The sequence below is a fragment of the Marinobacter zhejiangensis genome (genome assembly GCF_900114775.1).
Lineage (GTDB): Bacteria > Pseudomonadota > Gammaproteobacteria > Pseudomonadales > Oleiphilaceae > Marinobacter > Marinobacter zhejiangensis.
The window spans coordinates 232,928-259,902 of sequence record NZ_FOUE01000002.1 but is presented as its reverse complement, the minus strand read 5'-3'; the positions used below and the strand labels follow the sequence as shown (position 1 = coordinate 259,902).

The window sequence follows — 26,975 nt, the reverse complement described above, 5'->3', positions numbered from 1 at the left end:
GGGAGTTACGGCTCAGGCATCCAGCTGAAGGATTTTTTTCACCGCGGCGGACTTATAGAACGATGACAGCCGTCGGCGCAAGAAGCCTTCAAGATACCCTTCCTCTCGCAGGACGTCCACCAGCGGCAAAATGAAGGCGTCCATTTCCGCCATAATCATCCCTTCATCCACCCCGATATCGTCCAACAGGGTGGCCAGGGACTGATTACCGTACTTCTCGAACAGGTGGTTCACCACAGCCTCGCAGCAGCCTTCAAAGTACGGGGTTTGGCGAAAGCTGAGCCAGAATTCATAGCCCAGCACCACGAACTCCTGCAGCTGGATGTCCCCCAGCCCTTCCCTCAGCTCACCAATGGTGCGGCCCTCCAGCGTGATCCAGGCCGCCATCACGGTGTCGCGGAGTTCGTCATCACTCAGCGCTTTGTGCAGGAACTGTTCGCTGCGACTGATCAGCCCCGGCAAGCTATCCGACAGCCAGGCCTTGATCCGGCGCTCGAAACTTTCGTCCAGTCCCGGTACCGCCTTATTCGCCATCTTCTTGCCGAACTTCATCATCGAGCCGACACCCGGCACACTGCGGGTAATCAGGTTGTCTTCATAGAGGTAGCTGACCAGGCCCTGGTAGACCACGCTGGAGACCAGCTCCTGGTACACCGGGTGGGCCATCACACTGCTGATCATCCGCTCCCGGTGATGCTTGAGCTCCAGCACCTGCTCAAGAATCGAGGTCGTCTGCTCCCGGCTGAGTACATCCTTGAGCAGCGTGTCTGCCTGCACCGGAGCATTCATCACTTTGGCCGCCATTTCTCCGGCAAGCTCAGGAATCCCGCCATCCAGTTCCATGTCCATGACCAGACGCCGGATCACCCCCATCACCTGGTCAGGCGACACCGCCCTGCCAAGGGTGACGGTATCAGCCAGCACCATCAGTTCACTGACTTCGCGCTCAATCATCTTGCGGAGCTTAGCGCCCTTGAGGGCCGCCATTTCATGCTTGACGTGTTGCTCCAGCAACGCATTGACGAGATCGGCCGGTGATGTGGTCATGGTGTCAGTCCCAGTGGAAGCCAGAGAAGAGAAGCTATGTCAGGGCGAGGCTACCACGAAGCCCCAGCCCGGACGTTCGCCGGAAAAACCCGAAATAGCCGCAGCTCGGCCAAGCCCGGCCGGGCCTGACCACTATTGAAAATCGCTGAACCGGTGAGGCTCTGCACCCAGCGCCAGGCACACGCTTCCCGGGCCCAGATAGATGCTGCTGGTGATGCCCATCTGGGACAGCAGCAATTCGATGCCCTGCTGCTCACAGGCATCCCGCAGGCGGTTTAGACCTGGCAATTCTTCGATTTCGGTCCAGGTCATGCCACAGGACAGGCTGACGTAGGGGGTCAGAAGCCCCGCCTGAACCCGGCCGGTCGCGTAGTTCATCACCTTCTCCACAGCAACGTCAAAGCTACGGGTTTTGGCAACGGGCTGGCCTTCCACCCCCTGGCCAAAAATCACCGGCGTGATGTTCAGGGCCTTGCCAAGAAAAGCCACCACGGCAGAGACGCTCTTGTCACCACGCCGACGGGCACGCTCGCGGATGTAGTGCAGATCTCGCGGAATGACGCAGGTATAGATGTTATCTGAGAACCGCTCAATCTCGTTGCGCAGCGCATTCTTCGACAGTTTCTGGTCAATCAAACGCAGCGTGTGGGCAGCCAACAGCCCCTGCCCTGCAAAAATCTGTTTACTGTCGACCACCCGCATCGAGAAACTACCCGGAACCCCGGCCGCATTACGTACTTCCCGGTACTGGGCCATGACCGAATTCATGGCCTCGCTGGCATTCTGGTAAATCAGGCTGCGGGACCGGGTTACCGTCTCACAGATCGCAATGTCAAACTGGTTTACGATCTTCTCCATGAACAGGTCATGGATTTGTTGTACCGAAAACGCTTCAGTTTCAGCGTGATGCCCCTTCTGCAGCAGGCCGCTCTGGTAGAACTCCTGAGTTCGCACCGGGTCGTGCTCATCAACATAGGTTTGATGGTCGATCCGGGCAGTGACCGGCAAGACAAACAGGTCGTGCTGGCGCCGGAATTCATAAGGTAAGTCACAGGCTGAGTCTACAATCAGACCAACTCGCATCGGAGGCCTCCGGGGTGATGACCCTGTGGGTCGCTTTTATTATCGTTGTTTTCCAGGCCGCCATTTTTATCACAAATCGATCATTAATTCAGCACCCGCTCCCAGTCAGGGTGCTGTTTCTGTGGCGAATCAACAGGCTTGACGTTCGCCTGATCAACCCGGTTGTGCCGGCATCTCCTCAAGGTCTTCAAGGCTCCGCTCCAGCAGCGCCCGGTTGTCCTGCTGCCAGGGCTGAAAGCCCTTACGCAGGTAGGCCAGGAAATCCGGCAGGCAGCGGCGGATCACTCCCGGTTTCCCCCACAGGAAATTCATGCCCCCCAACCAGGTCTTCAGGCTCCAGAGCTTGCCATCGGCCTTCAACAGGCTGCAGGTGTTGAGGAAGGTGAACTTGAAAAAGTGGTAGGTCACAAACAAAAAGACAATACGCCGCAGCCGCTCATTGCCAATACAGTGTTGATACACATCGAAAGCCACCGATTTGTGTTCGGTTTCCTCAATCGCATGCCAGCGCCATAGCCGTCGCATGTTAGGGGTCGCCCCGGCCATCCATTCCGGGTGGCTCAGAATCGCATTAGCCAACACCGCGGTGTAATGTTCAGCGCCACAGGTACCGGCAAGCTGACGGCTGGCGGACAAACGGCTAACCCACTTCATATGTTTCATGAAGCGCCGGTCAATGGCGTCAATGTCATAGCCACGAGCCTTCAGGGCGTCGTTATAGGCCCGGTGTTCACGGCTGTGCAGCGCTTCCTGGCCAATAAACCCGCGAATTTCCTGTTTCAGTTTGGGGTCGTCGATCCGCTCCCGATACAACCGGACCGCATTGATGAACTGCTGCTCACCGTCAGGGAACTGCAAAGACAGGGCATTGAAAAACGCCGTTCGGAAGGCGTCGTTGCCGTACCAGTCCGTTTTCAGGTCCTGGGATACATCAAATTCCAGATGGCGGGGAGCCACCGAAACACCGCTAGGGGTTGTGCTGATCGCCATACCTGCCTCCCATCATTATTGTGTTTTTTGGAGTCATGGAGCTGCGTGTGTCGGAACCGACTAAAATTGTACACTATTCGACCAGCATCATGATCAAACTGGCCCATTAAGCCAGCCCTCAGCAATCACCAAAAAAAAGGGGGAGCCGGGACAAGCCCAGACTCCCCCAAAACACACAAGGAGATTAATGTTCTTCGGCGGCCCTTGCCCCCGGCGCTTCCGGGTCCGGGGTAAAGCCCAACAGCTTGGTGCGCTCAATCAGCAGGTAGAGAACGGCTCCGGTGGCCAAGCCCCAGCCCGCACCGTACACCGCAAGGACAACCCCCATGGTTCCGGCAATACCACGCTCGGTGTTGTTCTCCAGCTGCTCCAGGCCCACCATCAGACAGATGTAACCGGTCAGCAGCAGGGTCAGTGACAGGGCAATCGGCAGTACCGGCTGGAAAAAGCTCACCAGCGGCAGGATAAACAGGGCGATAAATCCGGTAATCCAGAAAGTGCCACCGCCACTGTAAATGGAATCCATCGCCTTACGGCCGTACTTGTAGCGTTCCGCCATGGTGGCGGTCACGGCGGTCCAGATCGGTCCGGCCAACCCCGGGTAGGGTGCAAAGAACGCGTGCATACCGTTGCGGATCGCTGTCACCAGGTGAACCCGGTCCACGCTGCTGTCGATCACTTCGTCCTTGCGCAGGTGGTCAACGCGATCCATCAGGGACTTACCTACGATGATGTCGCCAAACGCAATGATGTAGGCAATCACGGCGGTCGGAATGGCCAGCAGGAACACGTCAGCCGAAGGGAATCCAACAGTAAACGGCAGGTAGTTCCAGAGCTCGCCAAACGCCGGCTGGGTAATGCCCCACTGCACGGTCGGCACCTCATATTCTCCGGTCGCAAAACCCACCAGAATCGCTACAACCATACCCGGCACCATGCCGTAGTTGGCAATTTTCCGGGCAATCGGATTGGTTTCCACAAACCCTTTGAAAGACAGTGAAAACATCAGGTACAGGCACACCAGGCCACCCACAATCAGCGAGATCGGGGTTTCCGCCAGCCGTCCACCGGCTTCGATTTCACCCATCAGAGCGGCAATACCGGCACCGATGATGATTCCGCCCTTCATCGACCGGGGAATCCACTCCACCAGTTTGTTACCCATACCGGTCAGGCCCAGTACGAGGAAAATCAGGAATACCAGGAACTGCAGCGCAAACAGCGCCTGAATCGCCTCAGCGCCCGGCTCAAAGTCACCGAGGAACAGCAGAACAACGGGGATACCCGGGGTGATCCAGCCCGGCACAAGGGGAACCCCCAGCAACGCTGGCAACATGAAACCGATACCACAAACCACCACATAGGCCAGGGCAACGTCGTAGGGTACACCCAGGTATTTTTCCAGCAGCGGGATCATGGCCAAGCTGACCACGAACATGATCAGCGCCTGCACCATCTCTGCAACTTCCCAGCGATAGTGAACAAACGGCAGTCGAATCTTGAACGGTCCGGCGGCCCAGCTGGGCTGCTCCGCGCCGTCTCTACGATGGTACATTTGCATAAAAGAACCTCCTGGCACAGCGTTAAGCTCGCCTGATGTTGTTTTTGTGGTAATTGGGGTTACTGCAATGCACCAGGCCAGGCAGTTACCTGACCTGATGGAAATTCCGTTGACTTAGCCCAGTTCTCGCGCCTGATCGCGCAAGACAAACTTCTGGATTTTTCCAGTGGATGTCTTCGGCAGTGCGGTAAACACAATGGTCTTCGGGACCTTGAAGCGGGCCAGGCGCTCGCGGCAGAAGTTGATCAGGTCCTCTTCCGTCACATTGCCAGCCTCAGGCTTCAGCGTAATGAAGGCACACGGCGTTTCGCCCCACTTCTCATCCGGACGCGCGACCACCGCCGCTTCCAGCACCGCCGGGTGGCGATACAGGGCATCTTCCACTTCGATGGTGGAGATGTTTTCGCCGCCAGAAATGATGATGTCTTTCAGGCGGTCCTTAATCTCCATGTAACCGTCTTCGTGCCACACCGCCAAGTCACCGGTGTGGAACCAGCCGCCGCGGAAGGCTTCTTCGGTTGCACTCGGGTTCTTGAGGTAGCCCTTCATGACCGTGTTACCACGTAGGAAGATTTCGCCGATGGTCTTGCCGTCTTTGGGGACCGGCGCCATGGTGTTGGGGTCGCCGACCATCATGCCGGCCAGGGTTGGGTAACGAACGCCCTGGCGTGCCTTGATCACGGCGCGCTCGTCCAGCGACAGCTCATCCCACTTGGATTTCCAGGCACACACCGTGACCGGACCATACACTTCGGTCAGACCGTAGACGTGAGTGATACGGATGCCCATTTCCTCGATGGCTCCGATCACCTGGGCTGGGGGCGCTGCGCCCGCTGTCATGGCGCTGACGACATGGTCGATTCCACCCTTCGCTGCTTCCGGCACATTCAGCAGGGCATTGAGAACGATCGGCGCACCACACATGTGAGTGACACGGTGCTCACGAATCAAACGCAGGATTTTCTCGGGATCGACCCGACGCAGGCAGACATGGGTTCCCGCCAGTGCCGTCACCGTCCAGGGGTAACACCAGCCGTTGCAGTGGAACATGGGCAGGGTCCACAGGTAGACCGGGTGCTGCCCCATCGACCATACCGCCTGATTACCCATGGCATTCAGAAAAGCACCCCGGTGGTGATAGACCACACCTTTCGGGTTGCCGGTGGTGCCAGAGGTGTAGTTGAGTGAAATGGCATCCCACTCGTCTTCCGGCAGCTGCCACTGGTAGCCTGGGTCACCTTCCTGCAGGAAGGCCTCGTAATCCAGGTCGCTGACGGCGGATCCTTCACCGTACTCAGGGTCATCAACGTCAATAACCAGTGGGCGGTGTTCCATGTGGTTAACGGCCTCACGGATAACCTCACCGAACTCCCGGTCAGCAATGACCACCTTGGCTTCACCATGCTCCAGCATGAAAGCAATCGCTTCCGCATCCAGACGCACGTTCAGGGTGTTAAGCACAGCGCCAATCATAGGCACACCAAAGTGGCATTCCACCATGGCGGGAATGTTGGGCAACATCACAGCAACGGTATCGCCCTTGCCAATGCCCCGTCCGACCAGCGCAGATGCCAGACGACGACAACGATCATAAGTCTGGCTCCAGTTGTAGCGGATCGCACCGTGGATCACCGAGGGGTAATCCGGATACACACTTGCGGTACGGGCAATAAAGTCCAACGGAGACAGGACGCTGTGGTTGGCATGGACCTGTTCTAGGCCGGTTTCAAAAATCGCGGTCATGGGGGTCACCTATGTAGAACGCTGTTGTTCTTGTGGCATTTCCAGAGCACTTACAATTACAGCTATACTCTTTCTAGCTGCCAATAGTAATTGCACAAATATTTATAGCAATAGACCCATAGTATTATAGTAAAACCACCATAAGAAGATCAGCTATGACGTCAGCCTCCAACAAACCCAACCCGCTTTTGTTGGCCAACGACCCGGATGCCTGCCTGATTTGCGACACCAGCGGGGCGATCCAGGCCTGGAATGAAACCACCGGGCAATGGCTACAGGCCGCTGGCATGGATACCCCCATCGCGCTGCTGCCACAGAATCAGGGCGCCCTGATCCAGGCCTGCCAGAGCCAGGTCCGAACCATCACTAACGTGGAAAGCCGAATTGGCGAACGCTCGGTGCTATGGACCTTTATCCCCGACCCGGAAAACCAGCACGTGGTGATTCGCGGGCGGGATGCGACAGAGACCCTCCACGAACTGGCGGAAGCGACCCGCTCCAACCGGCTGTACCGACTCATCATCGAGAACACCACCGACCTGATTTCTCGCCACGCTCCTGGCGGTCACTTTGTGGATGCCTCGCCGGCGTCCTGGCGTCTGTTAGGCTTCTGGCCCGAGGAGCTGCGCGGGAAAGGCCTGATGGATGTTGTCGTCCCGGAGAGCCTTGAAGGCCAACTGGATGAGGCCCGTAACAGCCTACGGGACTCCGGTTATGCGACCCTGACGCTGCAGATCCGCCGCCGCGATGGTCAATTGCGATGGTTTGAAACCGCTGCCAGGGCCATCCGCGAGACCTATACCGGCGCAGTGATTGAAGTGGTGAGCGTGTCCCGGGACATCACCGCCCGGGTCAATTCGGAAGAGAACAACCGGCGTCTGGCCCAGGTGGTTGAGGCCAATACAGACCTGGTGCTGTTTGTCAGCCGCACCGGCGATGTCAGCTACATGAACCCGGCTGCCCGGCGGGCGCTGGCCGTGGCGGACAACAACCCACTGCCATCGGTCACAGCATTCTTCGAACCCGGTGAGTTCCAGCGCCTGATTTCTGTCGGGCTGCCGCAGGCTGATCGAAGCGGTGTCTGGGAGACGGAGACTCGCCTGGCGGCGCTGGATGGGAATAGCTCGCTGCCGGTATCCCTGGTGTTGCTTTCCCACCAGGCAGCCCAGGGCGCGACCTATTATTCACTGGTGGCGAGGGACATGACGGAACGGGAACTTCGGGAAAGCGAACAACGCCGCCACCAGGAGGAACTCGCCCACACCGCCCGGTTAGCGACCCTGGGGGAGCTGGCTTCCGGTATTGCCCACGAAATGAACCAGCCGCTGGCCACCATCGTCAACTACGCCAATGCCAGTAAACGCTACCTTGGCCAACTTGACGACAATCCGGACGCCCTCCACCGGGTGCAGGACGGCCTGCAGCGTATCACCCACCATGCCGACCACGCTGCTGAAGTGATCAAGCGATTGCGCGCCTTCCTACGCAAAGGCAAAAAGCGTAGCGCCTGCATTGCCCTGAACGAGACCATTGACGCTGCGGTACGCCTCTGCCACTGGGAAACCGCCAAGCACAACATCACCGTTGAGCTGGAGCTGGCCGAGGCCAACCCCACCCTGACGGCCGACCCGGTGCTACTTCAGCAAGTGTTGATCAACCTGATACGAAACGCAGTTGACGCCAACCGGGAACGCCATCACGATGCGCCCTCCCAGATCCGCATTACGACCCGGCTGTCGGCCAGCCAGGATGTATGGATAGAGGTGGAGGATCAGGGGCCGGGGCTGGATGACGAAGGGCTGCGGCAGATGTTCACACCGTTTTTCACCCTGAAGTCCGAGGGGCTGGGGTTGGGTCTGTCCATGAGCCGCTCCATTGTCGAGAGTTTCGGCGGTTTCCTGGATGCCGAACGGAGCGCCGAAGGCGGCCTGCGGCTGATTTGCCGGTTTCCCGCCAAGGCCGCGCTGGGCCATAGCGCAACCTGAAACCCTAACCAACCATCAATCACAAACAACAATCACCATAAGGGGCCCTCATGACCAAGCCGGAAGAAGCGGTTGTCTATGTTGTCGACGACGATACTGGAATGCTGGACTCAACCCAGTGGCTGCTGGAGTCCGTTGGTCTGAGGGTTCAGGGTTACGCCGATGGGCGCCAGTTCCTTGATGCGATTCCGGACTCTGCGACCGGTTGTGTCGTTCTCGATGTGCGGATGCCGGGGCTCGGGGGGCTGAACGTTCAGGAAGAAATGCAAAAGCGGAAGCTGGACCTGCCGGTGATTTTCGTCTCCGGTCACGCCGACGTTCCCATCGCCGTGCGTGCATTCAAGTCCGGCGCTTTCGACTTTATCGAGAAGCCTTTCAACGAACAGCTGCTGCTGGATAGCGTCCAGCAGGCCTTGCAGGATCGCCAAAGCCCGCCATCAACAGGAGGCGCGTCACCGGATGCCATGGCGAAGATCGCCACCCTGACCCCCAGAGAGCGGGACGTATTCCTGCCACTGGCGCAAGGCTACACCAGCCGTGAAATCGCTGAGCAGCTCGGCGTCAGCGTCAAGACCATAGACCTATACCGCTCCCGCGTGATGAAACGTCTTGATGTGGACCGGCTACCAGATGTCACTGGCCTGGCCATCGCGGCGGGACTGATGGATCCCCTGGATCTTCGGGCAGTGTGACGTCCTAACCCGAGTCACACGCGGTCAGGACAATTCGGCAACGGCCTGGGTCGCCAGAATGCCCAAGCGATGAATCGCATTTTCGATCCGCTCATTCCAAGGGTTGGCGCAGTTCAGGCGCAAGCAGTTCTCATATTTGTTTGCGGTGGTGGAGAACATCCGCCCCGGTGCCACGTTGATCCCCTCCTCCCGCGCCAGCTGGTACACCCGAGTGCCGGAAGCATTGCCCGGTAACTGCACCCACAGCACAAAGCCCCCTTGGGGCTTGCTGACCGCGGTGCCCTCCGGGAAGGAGCGACCAACGGCTATCCGCATCCGCTCAGTCGCATCCCGGTACCACTGGCGCGCCGAGCGCAGGTACCGATCGTATCCGCCCTGCTCCAGAAAACGCGCCACCGCAAGCTGCGGCAGGCTGGCCGTGGCCAGGTTACTGAAATACTTCTGGTGGCGAGCCTCGGTGCGGTAACGCCCGGGCACCATCCAGCCCAACCGCAGCCCCGGCGATATCGTCTTGGAGAAGGAGCTGCAATAGATCACGTTGCCGGTACGGTCAAAGGTCTTCGCCGGGCGGGGACGTTCACCGCTGTGATAGAGATCGCCATAGATATCATCCTCGATCAGCGGCACCCCCGCGGCCTCCAGCATGTTCACCAGAGCCACCTTGCGCTCATCGCTGAGACAGGTTCCCAATGGGTTGCTGTGGTTGGCCACCATCACACAGGCCTTGACCGGCCATTGCTCCAACGCCAGTTGCAAGCCTTCGAGGCTAATGCCATCGGTGGCATGGGTCGGAATTTCAATGACCCGCAGGCCGACCACATCCAATGCCTGAAGAATACCTGGGAAGGAAGGCGACTCAACCGCCACAATATCACCGGGTTCGGTTACCGCCCGTAACGCGAGGATGATGGCTTCCTGGGCGCCGTTGGTCGCCAGTATATCGTCCGGCGATACCATGCAGCCCAGGCCCGTCATCCGCTGAGCAATCTGACGGCGGAAGGCAGACTTGCCGGGAAAGGCATAATCCAGGGTTTCAAACCCATGCCGGGCCGCCCACAATGACGCCTGTTGAATCTGCCGCACCGGCAGGAAATCGGCATGGGGAATCGCCGCCGCCAGCGGCACCATGCGATTGAGCTCATCAAGGCACAGCTCCAGGGCCATGTCGCGGGCACTGACCGCAACAGGCTCAGCCCGGGAGATACTCATTGCCGGTTCAGGCATATCCAGACGAGGCAAACGAACAAAGTAGCCGCTGCGCTCCCTGGCCTGCAGATAGCCACGTCCTTCCAGGGTCTGGTGGGCCTGAAGAATGGTGGACACACTGACTCCAAACTGTTTGCTCAGCAACCGGACACCCGGCAACCGCTCGCCATCCCGGTAAACGCCATCAAGGATCAGAGTCTGAAGCTGGTCGGCAATGTGGTTATAGAGAACACTCATGATCAATATCCTGCCAGATCGGTGAACAGCGGGTGCAGCACAGATTTACTATGAACCATACAGCACAGTTTTCAAATCCTGAACACTGTACCGGTTCAAAAAAATATAATCTGAATCTGTTATGGCTTCGACCATCAGAGCCACAATAATCGGGAAATCCACGGAACGGGAGCCCGACCGATGACCACCTTTGAATCCAGACTTACGCCCCCTGTTTTACCCAGTCCCAGTGGCGACCGACGGGACCTGCTGGGCATTGCCAACAGCCATGCGCTGAACAGAAACGCAACCGACAGTGCTGACCGAAACCTGCAACATCTTGAGGCACTTGGCTTTGAAGTTTGCCGCGCCGGCAGGCGCCACTGGGTGATCTGCCGGCGCGGAACCCAAACCAGGATTCACCTGTATGGCGCAACGGAGCTGGCCCTGTTCGTGAACCTGCGAGCACACCAATACGCCACGCTATACACTGGCAGACACTCCACCTGACCCAACATCCGCAGACAGGACAAACCATGACGACACTTCCGATTTATCAGGTCGACGCCTTCACCAGCCAGCAATTCCGCGGCAACCCGGCGGCCGTCATGCCGTTGGAACAATGGCTGCCCGATACCCTGCTTCAGAACATCGCACAGGAGAACCACTTGTCAGAGACCGCGTTTGTCGTCCGTGAACCGGAAGGCAGCGAGGCCGACTTTCACATTCGCTGGTTCACGCCGGGGGCAGAGGTTCCCCTGTGTGGCCATGCCACCCTGGCCACCGCCTGGGTGCTGTTCAACCGTCTGGGGTTCGAGCGGAATGCCATCCGGTTCCGCTCCATGAGCGGCCCCCTTGGCGTTGTGAGACGCGACAATCACTGGCTTGAACTGGACTTTCCTAACCTTGCCATGGAACTGGTGCCGACGCCCCAGCTTCTGCACGACGCCCTGGAAGGGGTTGACGATCATGTTTACTTCGTACCCAACGATACCAACTACCTGGTGGTGCTGACGGATGAAGCCGCGGTTCGCAACGCGACGCCCGATTTTCGTCTGTTGAAGGAGCTCGGCAACCAGGGGCTGATCATCACGGCAGAAGGGGAACATTGTGATTTTGTCAGTCGCTACTTTGCACCCGGGATTGGTATTGATGAAGACCCGGTCACCGGGTCTATTCACAGCGTGCTAACGCCCTACTGGGCCGGACGACTGAGTAAGAGTCGCCTGTCCGCCCAGCAGCTTTCAGCCCGAGGCGGACACTTGAACTGCGAGCTGAAGGGAGACCGGGTCAGTATTTCCGGTCAGGCAGCGTTCTATATGGAAGGCCAGGTGACCCTAGAAGACTGAGGGTCAGGCAACGCTGCCGTTGTCCAATTCGGTCGCACCGGAGGAGCACACCCGGTTGCGACCATTGAACTTCGCTTTGTAGAGGCGTTTGTCGGCCAGACTGAGCATTCGGTCAATCAACGCGTCATCCAGCGGAAGGTCGCCACCAGGTTCCCACGAGGCGCACCCCAAACTGATGGTTACCCGCCCCAGCGGGGAGCCTTCGTGAAGGATATTGGCATCAAACAGCGCCTGCCGGAGCCGCTCGGCGACCTCCGCTGCACCCTCCGCATCCTGACCGGCGAGCAACAAGGCAAACTCCTCCCCGCCCATTCGAACGGCAAACTCACCGGCACGCCGGCAGTGATCCATCATCACCTTGCCCAGGGCAACCAGACACTCATCGCCTTTAGCGTGGCCATAGAAGTCGTTGTAGCCCTTGAAATAGTCCACATCGATCATCACCAGTGACAGCGGTGTCGGGTAACGCCGCACCCTCCGCTCTTCAAGCCTTGACCGGTCCTCAAAGGATCGACGGTTCGCCAGCCCCGTCAGGTGGTCGGTATGCGACAGCAGGTACAGTTCCCGACGGCTGGATTCCAGTTCCTTGGTGCGCTCCGCCACCCGGATTTCCAGCTGATCCCGCTCTTCCGCCAGTTCTTTCATCGCACGGTCCCGCTCACGGCTGTAACGGGATATCGCTTCACGAAGGGTTTCAAAACCCTCCGCTACCAGGTCAATCTCATCCTGCCACTGACGTTCCGGGCGCTGAATAACCAGCGGCGGATTATCCCGGTCTGGCAACAGTTCCTTACTGTAATCCGCGATCTGTCGCAGCGGAGCCTTCAAGCGGTAAAACATAACCCGGTAAACCACCAGGCACACCAGCACAATAAACAATCCCAACTTGAGGGTGCCACCGGCAACCGCCAACAGGATTGCCTGCTGGATTTCGCCGTGGTCGTAATAGACCCGGAGCTCCCCCAGAGGCGCCTCACTGTTGTTGCGGGGGTTGGGAATGGCAACGGTGAACTCAGGCTCAACCTCCGTATCCACCACACCGGCCTGGAACATCATTCCAGTCGCGGTGGAAAGGTAGGCGCCTTCAATTTCCCGGTGGGACGCAATCGTTGATACCTGCGTCTCGGCCACCGTCGGCTCGATATCCCAAAGCGCCATCGTCAGCACGGGTACGTGGGTCTGCGCCAGCACGTCCACCAGCTCATTCACCCGGATCACTTCGCTGCGGTACTGAACCCACGTCTGGGCGGCACCGATCAGCACCATCGAAAATGCCGCAGCGGTGATCACCCTGCGCAATATGTCCCGGGTAAGGGACTGGAACGGACGAGTTCGGTTTAAAGAATTCACGGTTCTAACAGTTGGCCAATGTCAAACTGGTAGCGAGTCATATCCGGGTTCAGGAACTTGCTGTAACGGGTGAAATCAACCTTTGGAATCGATGCACCAAAACACTCAAGAAAACGCGCGGCAAGCTCAGGTGTAAACAGAGTAAACATCGAACGTTGCATCTCGACACCTTCGGTCTCCGCAAAATCGATACCGTGGTGATAATCATACAGCAGCACCAGCGACCAGGCCCCGGTCATGTAATGCCCTCCCGCCAGCGCCGTCATCTCACCGCGAATAACCGCATTCATGGCTTCGACAGAGGTGTTGACTCCGGATACCAGGACATCACCCCCAGGACGCAGGCCGCGCTCTCTCAGGGCTTCCATCGCCCCCAACGCAATCAGGTCACTGCCACTCCAGAACAGCGTGGTATCCGGGTAACGCTCATGAAGCTGCGCAGCCTTGAGCTTGCCGATGTCACGACTCCAATCCGCATGCACCAACTGATCGAGCACCAGATCCTCGTTGGCATCCACCACCGACAGCATGCCCTCATTACGGCGAATCGAGCTGTCCGTCGAGCGGTCACCGGAAATAGCCACCAGGTGGATCTTACCGTCATCGGCCTGCAAACCCCGCCGACGGGCTTCGTCCAGAAGCGCCTGGGCGGTCATCTCACCCGCCGACTCCGCTGACGGAATCAGGGAACCGAGTAACCCCTTGTACTGCTCACGGGGACCTCCGAAGCGCGCCCGCTCCTCATCGAGCAGGCCATTGTAGGCCAGGAACACTTTCAGCCCGGCCCCATCGGCGATCCGAAGCTGCTCGGCAAACGTGCCTTTCTCCACCGACAGCAACAAATAGTCTGGCCGGTCACTGCCCTCGCGTGCGGCGACGGCACTGGTTAGCTGGATCTGGCGAACCGGGTCACGCTCGGCAAACAGGATCTCAAGGTCAATACCCAGGCTGTTGGCTGCAGACCGCATGCCATTGGCGGCATCGACCCAGTAGGTCTCATCGTGTTTACCGGGATTGATGAAAGTGACGGAAAAGGCCCAGGCAAAAGCAGGACTTAACAACAGAAGAGTTAACAGGCAGGTTCGAAACAAAGCGAGTTCCTGTAAGGGCAAGGCAGTTAGTAAACACACACAGTCTAATCAAACTGCGGCTATACCGCTATGTAAATCCTTGACCAGACCGCTATACTTTCCGGTCGTTTTTTCAACCATGGCTGTATATGACACCGCAATTGACCCCTACCGGTTCCAAAAATTTTGACGTCATCATCATTGGCGCCGGTGCCGCCGGGCTCATGTGTGCGGCAACAGCAGCGTACCGTGGCCGCCGCGTGCTGGTGCTGGATCACGCCAACAAGCCCGGCAAGAAAATCCTGATGTCCGGCGGTGGCCGCTGTAACTTCACCAACCTCAACAGCACCCCGGCCAATTTCCTGTCGGACAACCCCCACTACTGCATTTCCGCCCTGAAGCGCTACACCCCACACCACTTTCTGGAGCTGGTAGAACGCCATGGCGTGGAGTATGTGGAAAAGGCCGCAGGGCAACTGTTCTGCGCCGACAGCAGCAAGGACATCCTGCAGGTACTGCTCACCGAATGCGATTGGTCAGGTGCAAAACTCCGCATGGAAACCGAGATCCGCGAGATCAGCGAGAGGGGTGACGGCTACTGTCTTGCCACCAGCGCAGGCTCGTTTGAGTGCGAATCACTGGTCGTCGCCTGCGGCGGGCTGTCCATACCCACCATGGGCGCCACCGGCTTTGGCTACGACATTGCCCGCCAGTTTGGCCTCGAGGTATTGCCTACCCGCGCCGGCCTGGTGCCCTTTACCCTGCAACCGGCGCTGAAGGAACAACTGGCGCCGCTGTCCGGGGTTAGCTGCCCGGTGGAAGTGAGCTGCAACGGCATGAGTTTCCGCGAGCCCATGCTGGTGACCCATCGCGGCCTCAGTGGCCCGGCCATGCTGCAGATCTCCAGTTTCTGGCAGCCCGGCGACGAGCTGGCCATCAACCTGCTGCCCGACGAGTCCGCCAGTGAAGCCCTGCAAACACTGCGCAAGGACGCGCCGCAAAGCACCGTCGCCAAGTACCTCAACCAGCACCTGCCGAAACGCTTCGCCCAGGCGCTGAATGACCTGCACCACTGGCAGGGCCCGCTGCAGGGCTACAAGAACACCGATCTCGAGCAGGTCGCCGACGCTCTCAACCGCTGGCACATCAAACCCTCCGGCACCGAAGGCTACCGCACCGCCGAAGTCACCCTCGGCGGCGTTGATACCCGCCAGCTGTCGTCCAAAACCATGGCCGTCAACGACCGCCCCAACCTGTTCTTCATTGGCGAGGTGGTGGATGTGACCGGTCATCTGGGCGGGCACAACTTCCAATGGGCGTGGGCGTCGGGGGTGGCGGCGGGGAATGCGGTCTGAACGACCGTCACCCGAAGAACATCGCAGGGCTAAGCCCAAACCGCTCGCACAGCTTCTCAATCGCCTGACGGCTCAAGGTTCTTTTTCCATTCAGGACCTTGGAGACCATGGTTTTATCTCCGATCTCCGGCAGGTCACTGCCGGTGAGATGGTGCTGTTTCATCAACGTGCGAAGCAGTGCAATATCAGCAGGAACGGTGCCCGCCTCTGCAACATATGCCACCAGTTCCTCGTCCCTGGACTCGTAGCGGGCGATTGCCTGGCTGAGCATATCAATGAGAGGGTTCAGCGGGTCATCCAGGGTATCGCTGGCTGATTCCAGCACCTGCTCCAGTGTTTCAAGCGCCGCCTCATACTGCTCGTCAGTATCAATGTTGATCAACGGCTGAGCAGTGGCCATAAAGGTCTGGTAAGCATCGACAATTGCTAACTGAGCCATGATTTCACCTCTTATCCTGTTCCTTCCTGTACTTCTTGGTCAGTTTGTCGTAATCCGCATGACTGACTATATGTTTGATATACATGCGCTTGTTTACAAACTGGATAAACACAAGAACGCGCAGGTTGTTTCCGCCAACATCCAGAACCCACCACTTATCCTTGTATTTAAAATTGTCCAGTGACGGAAAAACCGCCTTTAACTCATCCGGTGTTTGGAAATCCGTTCTATCCAACACGCGATACATATCAAGCAATGCCTCCCGGTCATTGGGGTACTTCTTGGCCGCATCGTTGAACGGCTTTTTTGAAATGACATTCATTGGCTATCCCTAGCTGACTGAAACTCAACATCAACGCAAGTGTTGACTGTACGTCAACCATAGTCAGAGATTGACGTGCAGTCAACCCCACTAAAAACGCAAGCGCCCCATTGCATCCCACGCAACCCCTTGCCTATGCTAGAAAAAAGTGGCATTAACTTCCCTGAGCCCTCTTATTCCCAGTTTTAAACAGGATCACCCCCATGGATGAAGTCGCCAACCAGTTCATTGTCCAGCACAGCATCACTCTGAAGCTGGCGGCAGCGCTATTGCTGGGGGCCCTGATCGGGCTGCAGCGGGGATGGTCGGCGCGAGACCGGAAATCTGGCGAGCGGATTGCCGGCATCCGTACTTATGCGCTGACCGGCTTACTGGGGGGTATGGCGGCGCTGCTGACGGAAACCCTGACCGCCTGGGCGTTTCCGATCACGCTGATCAGCCTGGTGGGTGCGGCCCTGGTGTCCTACCACCAGCGTTTGCTGGAAAACCACGATTTCAGTATTACCAGCATATTGGGGCTCATTCTGACGTTCTGTTTCGGCGCCGTAGCGGTTGCGGTAGACCCGTTTCCGGCGGCCGCTGCGGCGGTGGCGACCGCCATCATTCTGGACAACAAGGATGAGATCCACGGCTGGGTTCGCAAGTTGCAGGCACGGGAAATGGACGCCGCCCTGAAGCTGCTGCTGATCTCCGTGGTGATGCTGCCCCTCCTGCCGAACACCAATATGGGACCGGGGGGCGTACTCAACCCCTATGAAATCTGGTGGATGGTGGTGTTGATTGCGACCGTGTCGTTTGTCGGCTATTTCGCCATGCAGCTTGCCGGTGCCGCCAAAGGCATCCTGTTCACCAGTATGTTTGCCGGGCTGACATCGTCCACGGCACTGACACTGCACTTTTCGCGGCTGTCCCGTGAGGCCCCAAGCCTCAACCCTCAGCTGGCATCCGGCATCCTGATTGCGTGCGGCACCATGTTCCCGCGCATCCTGATTTTCTGCGCCCTGATCAACCGGGATCTGCTGCCCTCGCTGGTATGGCCCGTGGTAACCATGACCCTGGTGCTCTACATCCCCGCCCTGGCAATCTGGTATCTGAACCGTGCAGCCCTCTCGGTGGAGCAGCCCCAGTTGAATCAGAACCCCCTCGATCTCAAGGCTGCCCTGGTGTTCGGGATGCTACTGACCGCCATTCTGTTTTTCGGTGAAATTCTCAAAACATGGTTTGGGGATGCCGGAGTCTACGCCCTGGCCGCCACCTCAGGCGTGGCTGACGTGGATGCCATCACCCTTTCCCTGACCCGGATGTCGCAGTCATCGATCAGTGCCGACACCGCAGTGCTGGGGATTGTCATCGCTGCCGCGGTCAACAACCTGGTGAAGACCGGCCTGGCCATGTCGATCGGCACCCGCTCACTGGGGCTGCGGGTGGCAGTCCCAATGAGCTTGTCCATGGTGGCCGGGTTGGTGACACTGTGGCTGTTGTAACAGCTCCCCAAACACCGACTAACCTTACCTAGCACGAATACTCAGGTTGCTGGGGAACAGCTTGCCCGTGGAAGCTGATCAATCCAGCTCCGGATGAGCTGAACGCCTTCCTGGTGCACGGTGCTGCGACCGAGCTCCGGCATCTTGTGGCGGCTATCCGTGGTCGACATACGGAACAGCAGATAGGACTCATCAGCATTGCCAGGAATCACATCGTACGGATAGTCCTCATGCCCCCCGGCAACCGGGTCCTTGCACACGCCGAACTTGCCGGGAGAATCGGCATAGTTGCGGTTGTACTCCAGTTGCACACCGCTACTACCGGCCGGGCCGGCATAGTCAGCAGGAAGCGTCAGGTCGGCTCGGTGACAATGAGCACAGTTGATGTCCAGGTAGGCCCGAGCCTTATCGTTGAGCTCGCTGTCACTGAGTGACGCAATGTGGGTTTCATCATTAAAAACCGGCGCCCGCTCGACACTCTGAAAATCCGTAGGCAGCCCGCTCAGCAATTGACCTTCCGCCCAATACTGCAGCTGGTTGTATACAGTGCCGTCTGAGTAGGTGAAGTCTTTGTTGAGATAACGGGCCTTTGGGCCAATGGGCAGGAAAATCTGCTCGCGATCGTCCTCCGGGCCAGCAAGGTCAGGCACGATGGAGTGGCAAGACGTGCAGTCCGCAGCCTTGGGAACGGAATAATCGAAGGTGATCTGCTGCCCCTGGTTGTTGATGGTTGTCAGGCCAGTCAGACGTTGTCCTGCAATTGCCAGCGTGGCATCAGACTCCGAAGACCAGTAGTAAGGCAGTGCGGTCCAGCCGTCGGTGCGGTGGATCAGCAGCCGGGTTTCGATGACCAGCTCTGCTCCGTCACGCATGGCGGTATTTTCCGGCAACGCAAAGGTCTTGGTGATCACTGTACCTACCGGGAAGTCCAGGGCCTCCGAAGGGTTGTAGCCAACGGTTTCCCCTTCAGGCACAAACACGAAGCGGTACTTGCTGGTGTAATCAGTAAACAAAGCGGTGGACAAGTCATACGGCACCCCACCCTGGGTCGGGCCGGATGTGGGGTCACTCGCATCGACAAACAGGTTGTAATCGGAAAGGTTTGGACAGGTCTCGGTCATCAGGGCATCCCAATTAACCCCGGAGGTTGCTGCATCACAGCTACCCTGGGCACCCGTCGGTGCGCCGGCGCCGGCATTCAGGGCGCTGCCAGGCGTGACAGAACCTCCACTGTCGGACGAATCTCCACCACCGCCACAGGCGGTCAGAAGAAAAGAGGTCGCCAGGGTCGCGGCGATCATTTTATTGTTGGTTTTCATGGGGAAGTACTCTCTGCAGCGGAGTGAACACCCGAGCCTGACAGCCCCGGCGTTCACTCCTGTCGTCATTATTTCAGTCGCGAATCACTCTGGAAGGCCGGCTTACAACGCGCAGGCCGCTTCTGCCAGATCATCGCCAGTACAGCCGTAGATGTTGTTGCGGAAATTCACCACCGCCGGCGCAAGGCGCGGCTGGGTGCAGTTGAGGTAGGTGTTGTTGATCATCTGATCGATCAGCAGGTGCGGGAGCGGGTTCCCGTTACCGTCAACCAACGCCGGATCGAAGTCGGCCAATTCCGCCGGGTAAACCAGCCCGGTGTTCACCTCGGCATAATCTGGGGCGGGGTTGCCATTGATGTTGCTGTTCAGGCAGATCCTGTCGCCAGCTGCATAGGGGTTATAGTTCACACCGTCAGCTGCGGCCTCAGCGCCAACAAGCCCGTTGAATGCACTCAGATCCCCTGTGTTCGACAAAAACTGCCCAATGCCATCGTACAGAATGGCCGGGAAGGTCACCCCCATGCCGATTGTGTAACCGTCAATAATTGGTTGCAGCAAGGTGCCCTGCGGATTACCACCGTTACGGGCAATGGTATTGTTGTGCATATAGACGTTCTTGAGCGTCGGGCTCCAGCCGTTGCCCATAGTGGTACCGTAATTGGCGGGATAGCTCGCCAAGTCATCGTCCACCAGCAAGTAACTGGTGATGGCGACCGCAGTGGTGTCGTTATCGGTGATCTGATTGTTGTATATCTCCACCCCACTGGTGGCCAGGTTCAGAATACCGGTTCCCGGCGGTACCATACCGACGACTCCCGCACCCACGTTGTCGGCATTATTGCTATAGGCGTTGTTATTGAAGATCCGGACATTTCCGCCATAGGCCTTATCCAGCCCCGGCAGGTCGAACACCAGGATGCCACCGGAGTTTCCAACCGCGATGTTGTTGTAAACATCAGCCATGGTGGAGTTTTCAATCTCGATGCCCGCCACGTTCTGCTTGGCGGTGTTGTTGCGAACCACAATGTTCTCTGACTGGCCAACGTAGATACCAGCGTCAGCAGAACCGAAGGCGTAGTTGTTCTCCAGCAGTACGTTCTGGCTCTTCAACGGATACAGGCCGTAGGCGCCATTATTTGCTTCCAGCTCACCCTCCCAAACCGTTGCGGTGTAGGTCATGTGGATGCCGTTGACGTTGGTCGCCTTGATGCCGTTTTTGGGTGCCTCATACACACCAAGGTCCCGAACGGTAATGCCATTACCACCCTGGAAACGGAAGGCATCATCACCATAGGAACTGGCGAAATCGAGGATGGTTTCATTGATGCCGTAACCGGTCAGGGTGAGCCCGCTGGCGCTGTTGACAACGATGCTTTCAGTCACCACAAAGCGCCCCTTCGGCAACACCACGATGGCGTCTTCAGGAACGTCAAACAATGCCACGGACAACGCTTCGGTAATATCGTCACCATCTTCCGCGTCCGGTGCCACCAAGATGGCGTCTTCAGGAATAGGGAAACCGGATGTGGTAACGCCCAGCTGTGTGCTCACATCCCCGGACTGCCCGTCCGTTCCGTCCTTGCCATCTTTACCATCATCCCCCCCACAGCCAGTGAGTAGCAGCCCACTCGAAATCGCGGTCACCAGGAGTAATTTCTTGAATGTTTTTGTCTGGCGCATCGTATCCTCTGCTTGCTTTTGCTTGTTGTTATAGATGCACGCGCCCCTAAACAGGACGCAGTGTCACGAACGACACTAGGCAGGATGCGAAGAGGAAGCGAGAACAACCAGTGTGCAGAAAGCCACAAGGCCTGTGCAAATCCCGCAAAGGCTTGTGTGGCAAGGGTTCACAGGGAGATAAACAGGGCCCTGTGCAAATCATGAAATAGCACGATTTGCACTATTTGCTCATTCGTCTGAGCCTTCGAGGTGTTGCTGACGGTACTCGGTTGGGGTGGTATTTTTGATTTCGCGGAACGCCCGATTGAAGGAACTGAGGGTACGGTAGCCCACGTCCAGGGACACATTGAGCACCGGGACCTGGGCATCATCCAGCAATCGCTCTGCCGCTTCGGCCACCCGCAACTGGTTGATGTAATCGTTGAAGTTGCGATAGCCCAGGGTCTGGTTGATCACTTTGCGCAACCGATACTCGGGGATCTCAATTTTGTCCGATAGTTTCCTGAGCGTCAGTTTCTCAGTGCGATAAAAGCCGGCCGCCATCAGTTCCGCCAGCTGCAGCTCATCCTTCTGAAGCAGTGGGTCCGCCCCTGCATCGTATTCAGACTCATCAACCAAGTCCTCTTTTTGCGGTGCACGAGGCGCCGCAGCCAGCTCAAGGATGCCGTCCCAGGAACGGGTCAGGAAAACCAATGCAACAAACCCCGCAACGCTGGTTATCACCCCCCGGGTGTGCTCGGTATACCATCCAAAATTAAGGCAGACCGTCGCCACCGCCGTCGACCCTCCAATCACCAGAAGGAACCCAAGGCGGGCGCGGCGCCGCATTTCCACCAGGTCGTCCCGCCAATGCCGGACCACAAGGCTGAGGCCGTGCAGCACCACCGCGTACTCAAACCACTGCCCCAGGGTCCAGCCGAAAAACACCTGAATATCCGGCGAAACCCCTTTAATAACAAAGGGCCGGGCCAGTGCGGGCACCAGGAAGCTGTACAACGCCATGGCCCCCCAAACGGTTTTCCACTGTGGCCTTCGCGCAAAGATCAGCTGGCAGAGCAACCAGAACAGGCCCGGCAAGGCTGTTTGCAAGTCGGAAGACAGCCAGCGCCAGCCAGGCGGCATCAGTGGATCAATCAGGAAGGCGGTCGCGGAAACAATGATCAGGAGATACACCTTTCCCACCAGCAGGTGCCGAAAATCCCTCAGGGCGGTAACAAACATTAGCGCAAGCACGCCAAGTCCAAATCCTACCAACAACACATTAATTACCTTTTCTTATTATTGCTTTTAAAAACAAAATAACGATCAGTTCACGAATAGACGACATACCACTTAAATCGCCATAAGAAACGTGAAGCCGTTCATCCTCTGGTTTACAGAAAGTTAATACGATCAAAAGTGTGAAATTGGGAAGTCTCTGATTAACCCCGGCTCCCGAGATCTCTTTTCTACCTGAAAAGCGAGAAAACCAAAACAAGAAGAGCCAAAGCTCCATTCAATAACGGATAAAACAAAAGGGACAAGTAATGACAGGCCTGATGAAAACAAGGATCTACCCGCTGATGGCAACGTCAGCGTTGTGTTTACCGTTAGCGGCCCATGCGCAGTTCCAGTCACTGTCCGACGAGTCGTTGGGAAGCGTGACGGGCCAGAGCGGTATTACCATCGAACTGAGCGCAGACCTCTCCATCGGCGAGCTGCGCTACCAGGATGAAGGCAGTCTTGCGATCCGCAACATCCGCCTGGGTGGTGCGAACAAGAGCAGCTACTTCGGATCCACCAGTTGGGGCCCCGGCACCCAGTCCGGCACGCAACTCGACAACCTGAAGCTGAACATTGATGTCATGGCCGATGGTGATCTGGTGGTGTTTGCCCAGCCAACCCTTGGTAATGCTGTGGACTTTGCCCTCAGCACCGACGAGTGGGTACTGCAGAAATCCACCGGCGGTGACGGCACCCGGCTGCTGAACTCCCTCGACATGACCGGCCTGGCGCTGGACCTGCGTATGAAGGTCGACAACGACACCGGGCACCTGCTGATCGAAAGTACCTTCGGTATCGACGATCTTGACGCCGACTTCGACTTCGTTGGCATCGGCATCCAGGACATGAAGGTCGCCGGCATGAGCTACTTCGAGTCCTTGGGCGACTGGGGGTACGTCGGCATCAACGACATCGGGGCCAAATTGGCACTTGATATTCACACCGTCGATATCGCTGCGTACAGCAATGTACTCGGTATTGATATTGTGCGATTCGAGACCGATATCGACATGCCGATCATCACCCTCGGTGATGGCCCGTCCATCGGCCGGGTGACCCTGAACAACCTGCAACTCAACAACACGTCGCTGGTGGTTTACGGGCACTGATACCGGGCCGGTCAACCTGCCCGTCTGAAGGTCAGGTTGTACCGGCACGCTCCCGTCTGGGGGTGACTGCCAGGCTTGAGCGCAAGAACGCCATGGTAACGCAACCGGGACGGCCCACCCCAAACCACGACATCACCATGGGACAACGTGATCTTTTGTGTCTTGTCCTGTCGGCGTAACCCGCCAAACAGGAACACCATGGAAAGCCCCAGGGACACCGACACAATCGGCTGGCTAAAGTCCTGTTCGTTGCGATCCTGATGCAGCGACATGCGAGCCCCCGGCTGATACCGGTTTACCAGGCAGGCATCTGGCTCAAAGCCAGGGAAGCCCGCTTCCACCGCCGCCTCCATCGCCAGGTTGCGCATGATGGACAGCATGGCTGGCCAGGGCTTGCCGGTTGTGGGGTCGTCAGTCTGGTAACGATAGCCCGTCCGGTCACTGACCCAACCCAGCGGGCCGCAGTTGGTCATGGCCGCTGACATGGTAAACCCACCCGGCGTTTCCATACGACGGAATGGCGCCACCGCCGCAACTGCGGCAATCGCCTGCACCAAGGCAGCAGACCGGGACTCCGCAAAACGAGGCAAAACCAACGCCCCACTTTGCAGGGTCAGTGGCTGACCATCGTAACCCCCAAACAGATCGACGGTCATTGATAGCTCCGGGTAAAGAAAAATCGCATCATTGCTCCAACAAATCAGCCAATACCGGCTATTTTAAAATGAGTGGCGCTGCACCAGCCAGAGACCGTCGCCAGCGGCCGCTGCAAAGTCGCCACCGATGAATCAACCCGGCAAGGAAGATGACTTGAACCCGCAACGTCGGCAACGTGCTCAGATTTCACTGGCTCTGCTCATCGCCACCTCCATAACCCTTGGTATGTTGGTGTTGGCCCTGGTGCTCATCATTCAGAGTTTCCGGGGGCTGGAAGCCGCCAAGCTCACAGCCGCCCGAGACACCACAGAGCAACTGGCGTCAGCCATCAATGACCGCCTCGACGCCATCACCAAGCCTCAGGCCATCGCGCTGCGTATCCTGGCGGATGACCCCATGCAGTTCTCAACCACACTGGACGAACGACTGGAGCGGCTGCCGGTCTTTGCCAGCATCCTGCAGGAGAACGACCTGGTTACGTCGATCTACTCAGGTTTTGCCGATGGCGAGTTCTTCCTGCTGCGCAGGCTGAGGGAGTCTGACAGCACCTTCTTCCCCGACGCCCCCGCAAATTCGGCGTTCATGCTGAGAACCATCACCTGGCTTCCTCCCGGAATCATGTCGGTGGAAATCCACTTCTACGATGAACAGTTGCGCCCGCTGCAACGCCAGGCGTTACGGGACTATGACTTCGACCCACGCAGCCGTCAGTGGTACCGCCTCGCTATGGAGTCCGAGCGTACTATCCTGACCTCGCCCTATGTCTTCTTTTCCACGCGTGAAATCGGACTGACCCTGGCACGGCGTTCCATGAACGGCACCCTCGTCAACGGCATCGACGTCACGGTGACTGAACTCAGTGACAAGCTCGCTGACCTTCGCCTGACCCCCGGTACGCAGCTGGCCGTCGTTAATGAAAACAACGGTGTGATCGCCTACAGCAGTCCCAACAGCCTTGGCAGCAACGCCACGGATCCGCACGCACTCACCGACCTGGCGCTGCTGCCGGACCCAACCCTGTCGCTGATCGCCCATCTGTCTGACCAGGCAGAGGTGATGTCGTTCGACAGCCTGGGACGAACGTTTTACGGCTTCTCCGTCGAACTGGACGCACTCAGTAGCGATAACCTCCGCATCGTAATTGCCATCCCTGCCGACGAGCTACTGGCCGACGCCTGGGCCTCCCTCGCCCTGCAGACCCGTATCGCCGCTGCCATCGCGGTGTTGCTCCTCATCCTCGGCTGGTTCCTCGGCAATCAGGTCGGCAAGCCGCTGGAACACCTGACTGACCGTGTTGGTGCGCTTTCCCGGTTCCGCTTTGATACCTCCGTCAAAGTTGACTCACGAATCCGCGAAGCATCCAAACTTGGCACCGCGCTGGACGATATGGCCAAAACCATCCGCAGCTTCCAGAACATCGCCCTCACCCTGAACCGAAGCAAGAACCTGGATGAACTGCTGAAAGAAGTGCTGGAACACATCATCCACATTGTTGGAGAGAAGCGCGGCGCCATCTACCTATACGCCCGCAATGCCGAACACCTCAACCTGGCAGTTAATGAAGGGCTCAGCCTGACCAAGCAGATAGACAAAGTCAGTCGCGATGCTGATGACAATGACATCATTCATCAGTTGCGCACGGAGATCTCCGGGCACCCCATCTTCGCAATCCTGAGAAACCGCCAGAAGAACCTGGTGGGCGTACTGGTCATCGAAATGGAGTCTGGTGATCAGACCCGCCTCAGCAATGACCTCATCGTCTTCGTGGATGAGATCGCCGGGTCTGCTGCTGTGGCCATTGAAACCCGGGAGCTGATCGAGAACCAGCAAGCGTTGCTGGACGGCATTATTCGGCTAGTGGCCAATGCCATTGATACCAAGTCGCCCTACACCAGTGGTCACTGCGAACGGGTACCACAACTGGCCAGGATGCTGGTGGATGCTGCACAAGCCAGCAATGAGCCGGCATTCCAGGATTTCTACATGACTGAGGATGAAGCCTATGAGTTTCATCTGGCCAGCTGGCTTCACGATTGCGGAAAAATCACCAGCCCCGAATACGTGGTGGATAAATCCACCAAGCTCGAGACCCTCTACAACCGGATTCACGAGATCCGCACCCGCTTTGAAGTCCTCCACCGCGATGCTGAGATCCGCTACCTCAAGGATCGCCTCAACGGCCTGAACCCGGAGCAGGCCCGCAATAATCGCGACCTGCGCCAACAGGAATTGCAGCAGCAGTTCGCGATGCTCGCCGACGCCAACATCGGCGGTGAGTTCATGTCGGAGAATGACATTGCTCAGGTTCGCCTTATTGCCGAACAGACCTGGCAACGTCATTTCAGCGACCGCCTTGGGCTGTCACGGGACGAACTGCACCACCTTGGTAGTACCGCTGAACCGTCACTTCCAGCCACCGAGAAGCTGCTGGATGATAAACCCCAGCACCTGAGTCACTGGGGCGATCGAATTCCGCCCGTGACCCGTGGCGATCCACGTAACAAGTGGGGCTTCGACATGGAGCTGCCCTCCCATGCCCAGAACCGCGGAGAGGTCTACAACCTGACGATCCAGCGTGGCACGCTCACGCCCGAGGAGCGATTCAAGATCAACGAGCACATTGTGCAGACCATTTGCATGCTCGACGCGCTGCCCCTTCCCGACCGGCTGGCCAATGTGCCACGGCTCGCGGGCACCCATCATGAACGGATGGATGGGAAAGGTTACCCCTGTGGGTTGAGGTCAAAGGACATGGGGGTTCCGGAGAAGGTGATGGCCGTGGCGGATATTTTCGAAGCGCTAACGGCCACGGACCGCCCCTATAAGGATGGCAAGACCCTGACTGAGGCTCTTGGCATCATGGTTCGCATGGTCGCGGAACGGCATATCGACGGTGACGTTTTCCGGCTGTTCGTGTTGTCTGGTGTCTATCGCCAGTACGCAGAAGCGTACCTTTCCCCCGCCCAAATCGACAAAGTCGACGAGGAAGCGCTGCTTGAGCCCCTTTACCAGATGTCGAGGTAGTCTCGACCCCGTATACTCTGGCAGACAGGTA

The 26,975-nt window shown here is 57.9% G+C and carries 22 protein-coding genes; 8 read left to right on the top strand and 14 right to left on the bottom strand.

Annotated features, from left to right (window positions below):
• Positions 1-12: 12 nt before the first annotated feature.
• From BMZ67_RS06645 to BMZ67_RS06625, 5 genes are all read right to left on the bottom strand, one after another.
• Positions 13-1,047, bottom strand: a complete 1,035-nt coding sequence (locus BMZ67_RS06645; RefSeq protein ID WP_092021172.1) for a hypothetical protein — start codon at positions 1,045-1,047, stop codon at positions 13-15.
• 132 nt (positions 1,048-1,179) lie between these two features.
• A complete protein-coding gene (locus BMZ67_RS06640; RefSeq protein ID WP_092021171.1) occupies positions 1,180-2,130 on the bottom strand; it encodes a DegV family protein in 951 nt (316 codons plus the stop codon).
• A 153-nt stretch (positions 2,131-2,283) separates the two neighbouring features.
• Positions 2,284-3,120, bottom strand: a complete 837-nt coding sequence (locus BMZ67_RS06635; protein WP_092021170.1) for a metal-dependent hydrolase — start codon at positions 3,118-3,120, stop codon at positions 2,284-2,286.
• A 184-nt stretch (positions 3,121-3,304) separates the two neighbouring features.
• Positions 3,305-4,681, bottom strand: a complete 1,377-nt coding sequence (locus tag BMZ67_RS06630) for a solute carrier family 23 protein (protein WP_092021169.1) — start codon at positions 4,679-4,681, stop codon at positions 3,305-3,307.
• Positions 4,682-4,795: 114 nt separating this feature from the next.
• Positions 4,796-6,424, bottom strand: coding sequence for an acyl-CoA synthetase (locus tag BMZ67_RS06625; protein WP_092021168.1), 1,629 nt, complete (start codon positions 6,422-6,424; stop codon positions 4,796-4,798).
• A gap of 155 nt (positions 6,425-6,579) precedes the next feature.
• On the opposite strand from BMZ67_RS06625, the gene BMZ67_RS06620 reads away from it, so the two are divergent.
• Together BMZ67_RS06620 and BMZ67_RS06615 are read left to right on the top strand one after the other, a co-directional pair.
• Complete coding sequence (locus BMZ67_RS06620; RefSeq protein ID WP_092021167.1) at positions 6,580-8,409, top strand: PAS domain-containing sensor histidine kinase; 1,830 nt, start codon at positions 6,580-6,582, stop codon at positions 8,407-8,409.
• A 50-nt stretch (positions 8,410-8,459) separates the two neighbouring features.
• Entirely contained in the window at positions 8,460-9,101 is a 642-nt protein-coding gene (locus BMZ67_RS06615) for a response regulator transcription factor (protein WP_092021166.1), read from the top strand.
• 24 nt (positions 9,102-9,125) lie between these two features.
• Here the strand turns inward: BMZ67_RS06615 and BMZ67_RS06610 are convergent, their stop codons facing one another.
• The gene (locus tag BMZ67_RS06610; RefSeq protein ID WP_092021165.1) at positions 9,126-10,544 is read right to left on the bottom strand and encodes an aminotransferase-like domain-containing protein; all 1,419 of its coding nucleotides are present in this window, start codon (positions 10,542-10,544) and stop codon (positions 9,126-9,128) included.
• Between the two features lie 180 nt (positions 10,545-10,724).
• Here BMZ67_RS06610 and BMZ67_RS06605 point away from each other — a divergent pair, with 180 nt between their 5' ends.
• A complete protein-coding gene (locus BMZ67_RS06605) occupies positions 10,725-11,033 on the top strand; it encodes a hypothetical protein (RefSeq protein WP_092021164.1) in 309 nt (102 codons plus the stop codon).
• 26 nt (positions 11,034-11,059) lie between these two features.
• Positions 11,060-11,872: a PhzF family phenazine biosynthesis protein gene (locus BMZ67_RS06600; RefSeq protein ID WP_092021163.1), complete on the top strand. Its 813-nt coding sequence runs from the start codon at positions 11,060-11,062 to the stop codon at positions 11,870-11,872.
• Positions 11,873-11,875: 3 nt separating this feature from the next.
• On the opposite strand, the gene BMZ67_RS06595 is transcribed toward BMZ67_RS06600, so the two are convergent.
• Both BMZ67_RS06595 and BMZ67_RS06590 read right to left on the bottom strand, forming a co-directional pair.
• Positions 11,876-13,162, bottom strand: a complete 1,287-nt coding sequence (locus BMZ67_RS06595; RefSeq protein WP_175481856.1) for a GGDEF domain-containing protein — start codon at positions 13,160-13,162, stop codon at positions 11,876-11,878.
• A 56-nt stretch (positions 13,163-13,218) separates the two neighbouring features.
• Positions 13,219-14,313 carry an ABC transporter substrate-binding protein gene (locus BMZ67_RS06590; protein WP_175481855.1) on the bottom strand — a complete coding sequence of 365 codons (1,095 nt, stop codon included), beginning with the start codon at positions 14,311-14,313 and terminating at the stop codon, positions 13,219-13,221.
• A gap of 128 nt (positions 14,314-14,441) precedes the next feature.
• On the opposite strand from BMZ67_RS06590, the gene BMZ67_RS06585 reads away from it, so the two are divergent.
• On the top strand, positions 14,442-15,647 hold the full coding sequence (locus BMZ67_RS06585) for a BaiN/RdsA family NAD(P)/FAD-dependent oxidoreductase (RefSeq protein WP_092021160.1): 1,206 nt from the start codon (positions 14,442-14,444) through the stop codon (positions 15,645-15,647).
• 7 nt (positions 15,648-15,654) lie between these two features.
• Here BMZ67_RS06585 and BMZ67_RS06580 read toward each other — a convergent pair whose 3' ends face one another.
• Both BMZ67_RS06580 and BMZ67_RS06575 read right to left on the bottom strand, forming a co-directional pair.
• Complete coding sequence (locus tag BMZ67_RS06580) at positions 15,655-16,086, bottom strand: helix-turn-helix domain-containing protein (protein WP_092021159.1); 432 nt, start codon at positions 16,084-16,086, stop codon at positions 15,655-15,657.
• Between the two features lie 4 nt (positions 16,087-16,090).
• The gene (locus BMZ67_RS06575; protein WP_092021158.1) at positions 16,091-16,408 is read right to left on the bottom strand and encodes a type II toxin-antitoxin system HigB family toxin; all 318 of its coding nucleotides are present in this window, start codon (positions 16,406-16,408) and stop codon (positions 16,091-16,093) included.
• A gap of 203 nt (positions 16,409-16,611) precedes the next feature.
• On the opposite strand from BMZ67_RS06575, the gene BMZ67_RS06570 reads away from it, so the two are divergent.
• Positions 16,612-17,892 (top strand): MgtC/SapB family protein, encoded by a 1,281-nt coding sequence (locus tag BMZ67_RS06570; RefSeq protein ID WP_092021157.1) that lies wholly within the window; start codon positions 16,612-16,614, stop codon positions 17,890-17,892.
• Positions 17,893-17,933: 41 nt separating this feature from the next.
• On the opposite strand, the gene BMZ67_RS06565 is transcribed toward BMZ67_RS06570, so the two are convergent.
• From BMZ67_RS06565 to BMZ67_RS06555, 3 genes are all read right to left on the bottom strand, one after another.
• Positions 17,934-19,211, bottom strand: coding sequence for an SO2930 family diheme c-type cytochrome (locus BMZ67_RS06565; RefSeq protein ID WP_092021156.1), 1,278 nt, complete (start codon positions 19,209-19,211; stop codon positions 17,934-17,936).
• Between the two features lie 102 nt (positions 19,212-19,313).
• Positions 19,314-20,891 (bottom strand): parallel beta-helix domain-containing protein, encoded by a 1,578-nt coding sequence (locus tag BMZ67_RS06560; RefSeq protein ID WP_092021155.1) that lies wholly within the window; start codon positions 20,889-20,891, stop codon positions 19,314-19,316.
• A 228-nt stretch (positions 20,892-21,119) separates the two neighbouring features.
• Entirely contained in the window at positions 21,120-22,151 is a 1,032-nt protein-coding gene (locus BMZ67_RS06555) for a helix-turn-helix domain-containing protein (RefSeq protein WP_245749900.1), read from the bottom strand.
• Positions 22,152-22,429: 278 nt separating this feature from the next.
• Here BMZ67_RS06555 and BMZ67_RS06550 point away from each other — a divergent pair, with 278 nt between their 5' ends.
• Positions 22,430-23,263, top strand: a complete 834-nt coding sequence (locus BMZ67_RS06550) for a DUF6160 family protein (RefSeq protein ID WP_139214336.1) — start codon at positions 22,430-22,432, stop codon at positions 23,261-23,263.
• Positions 23,264-23,274: 11 nt separating this feature from the next.
• Here BMZ67_RS06550 and alkB read toward each other — a convergent pair whose 3' ends face one another.
• Entirely contained in the window at positions 23,275-23,919 is a 645-nt protein-coding gene (gene alkB / locus BMZ67_RS06545) for a DNA oxidative demethylase AlkB (RefSeq protein ID WP_092021152.1), read from the bottom strand.
• 154 nt (positions 23,920-24,073) lie between these two features.
• On the opposite strand from alkB, the gene BMZ67_RS06540 reads away from it, so the two are divergent.
• Positions 24,074-26,944, top strand: coding sequence for an HD domain-containing phosphohydrolase (locus tag BMZ67_RS06540; RefSeq protein WP_245749899.1), 2,871 nt, complete (start codon positions 24,074-24,076; stop codon positions 26,942-26,944).
• Positions 26,945-26,975: the final 31 nt, after the last annotated feature.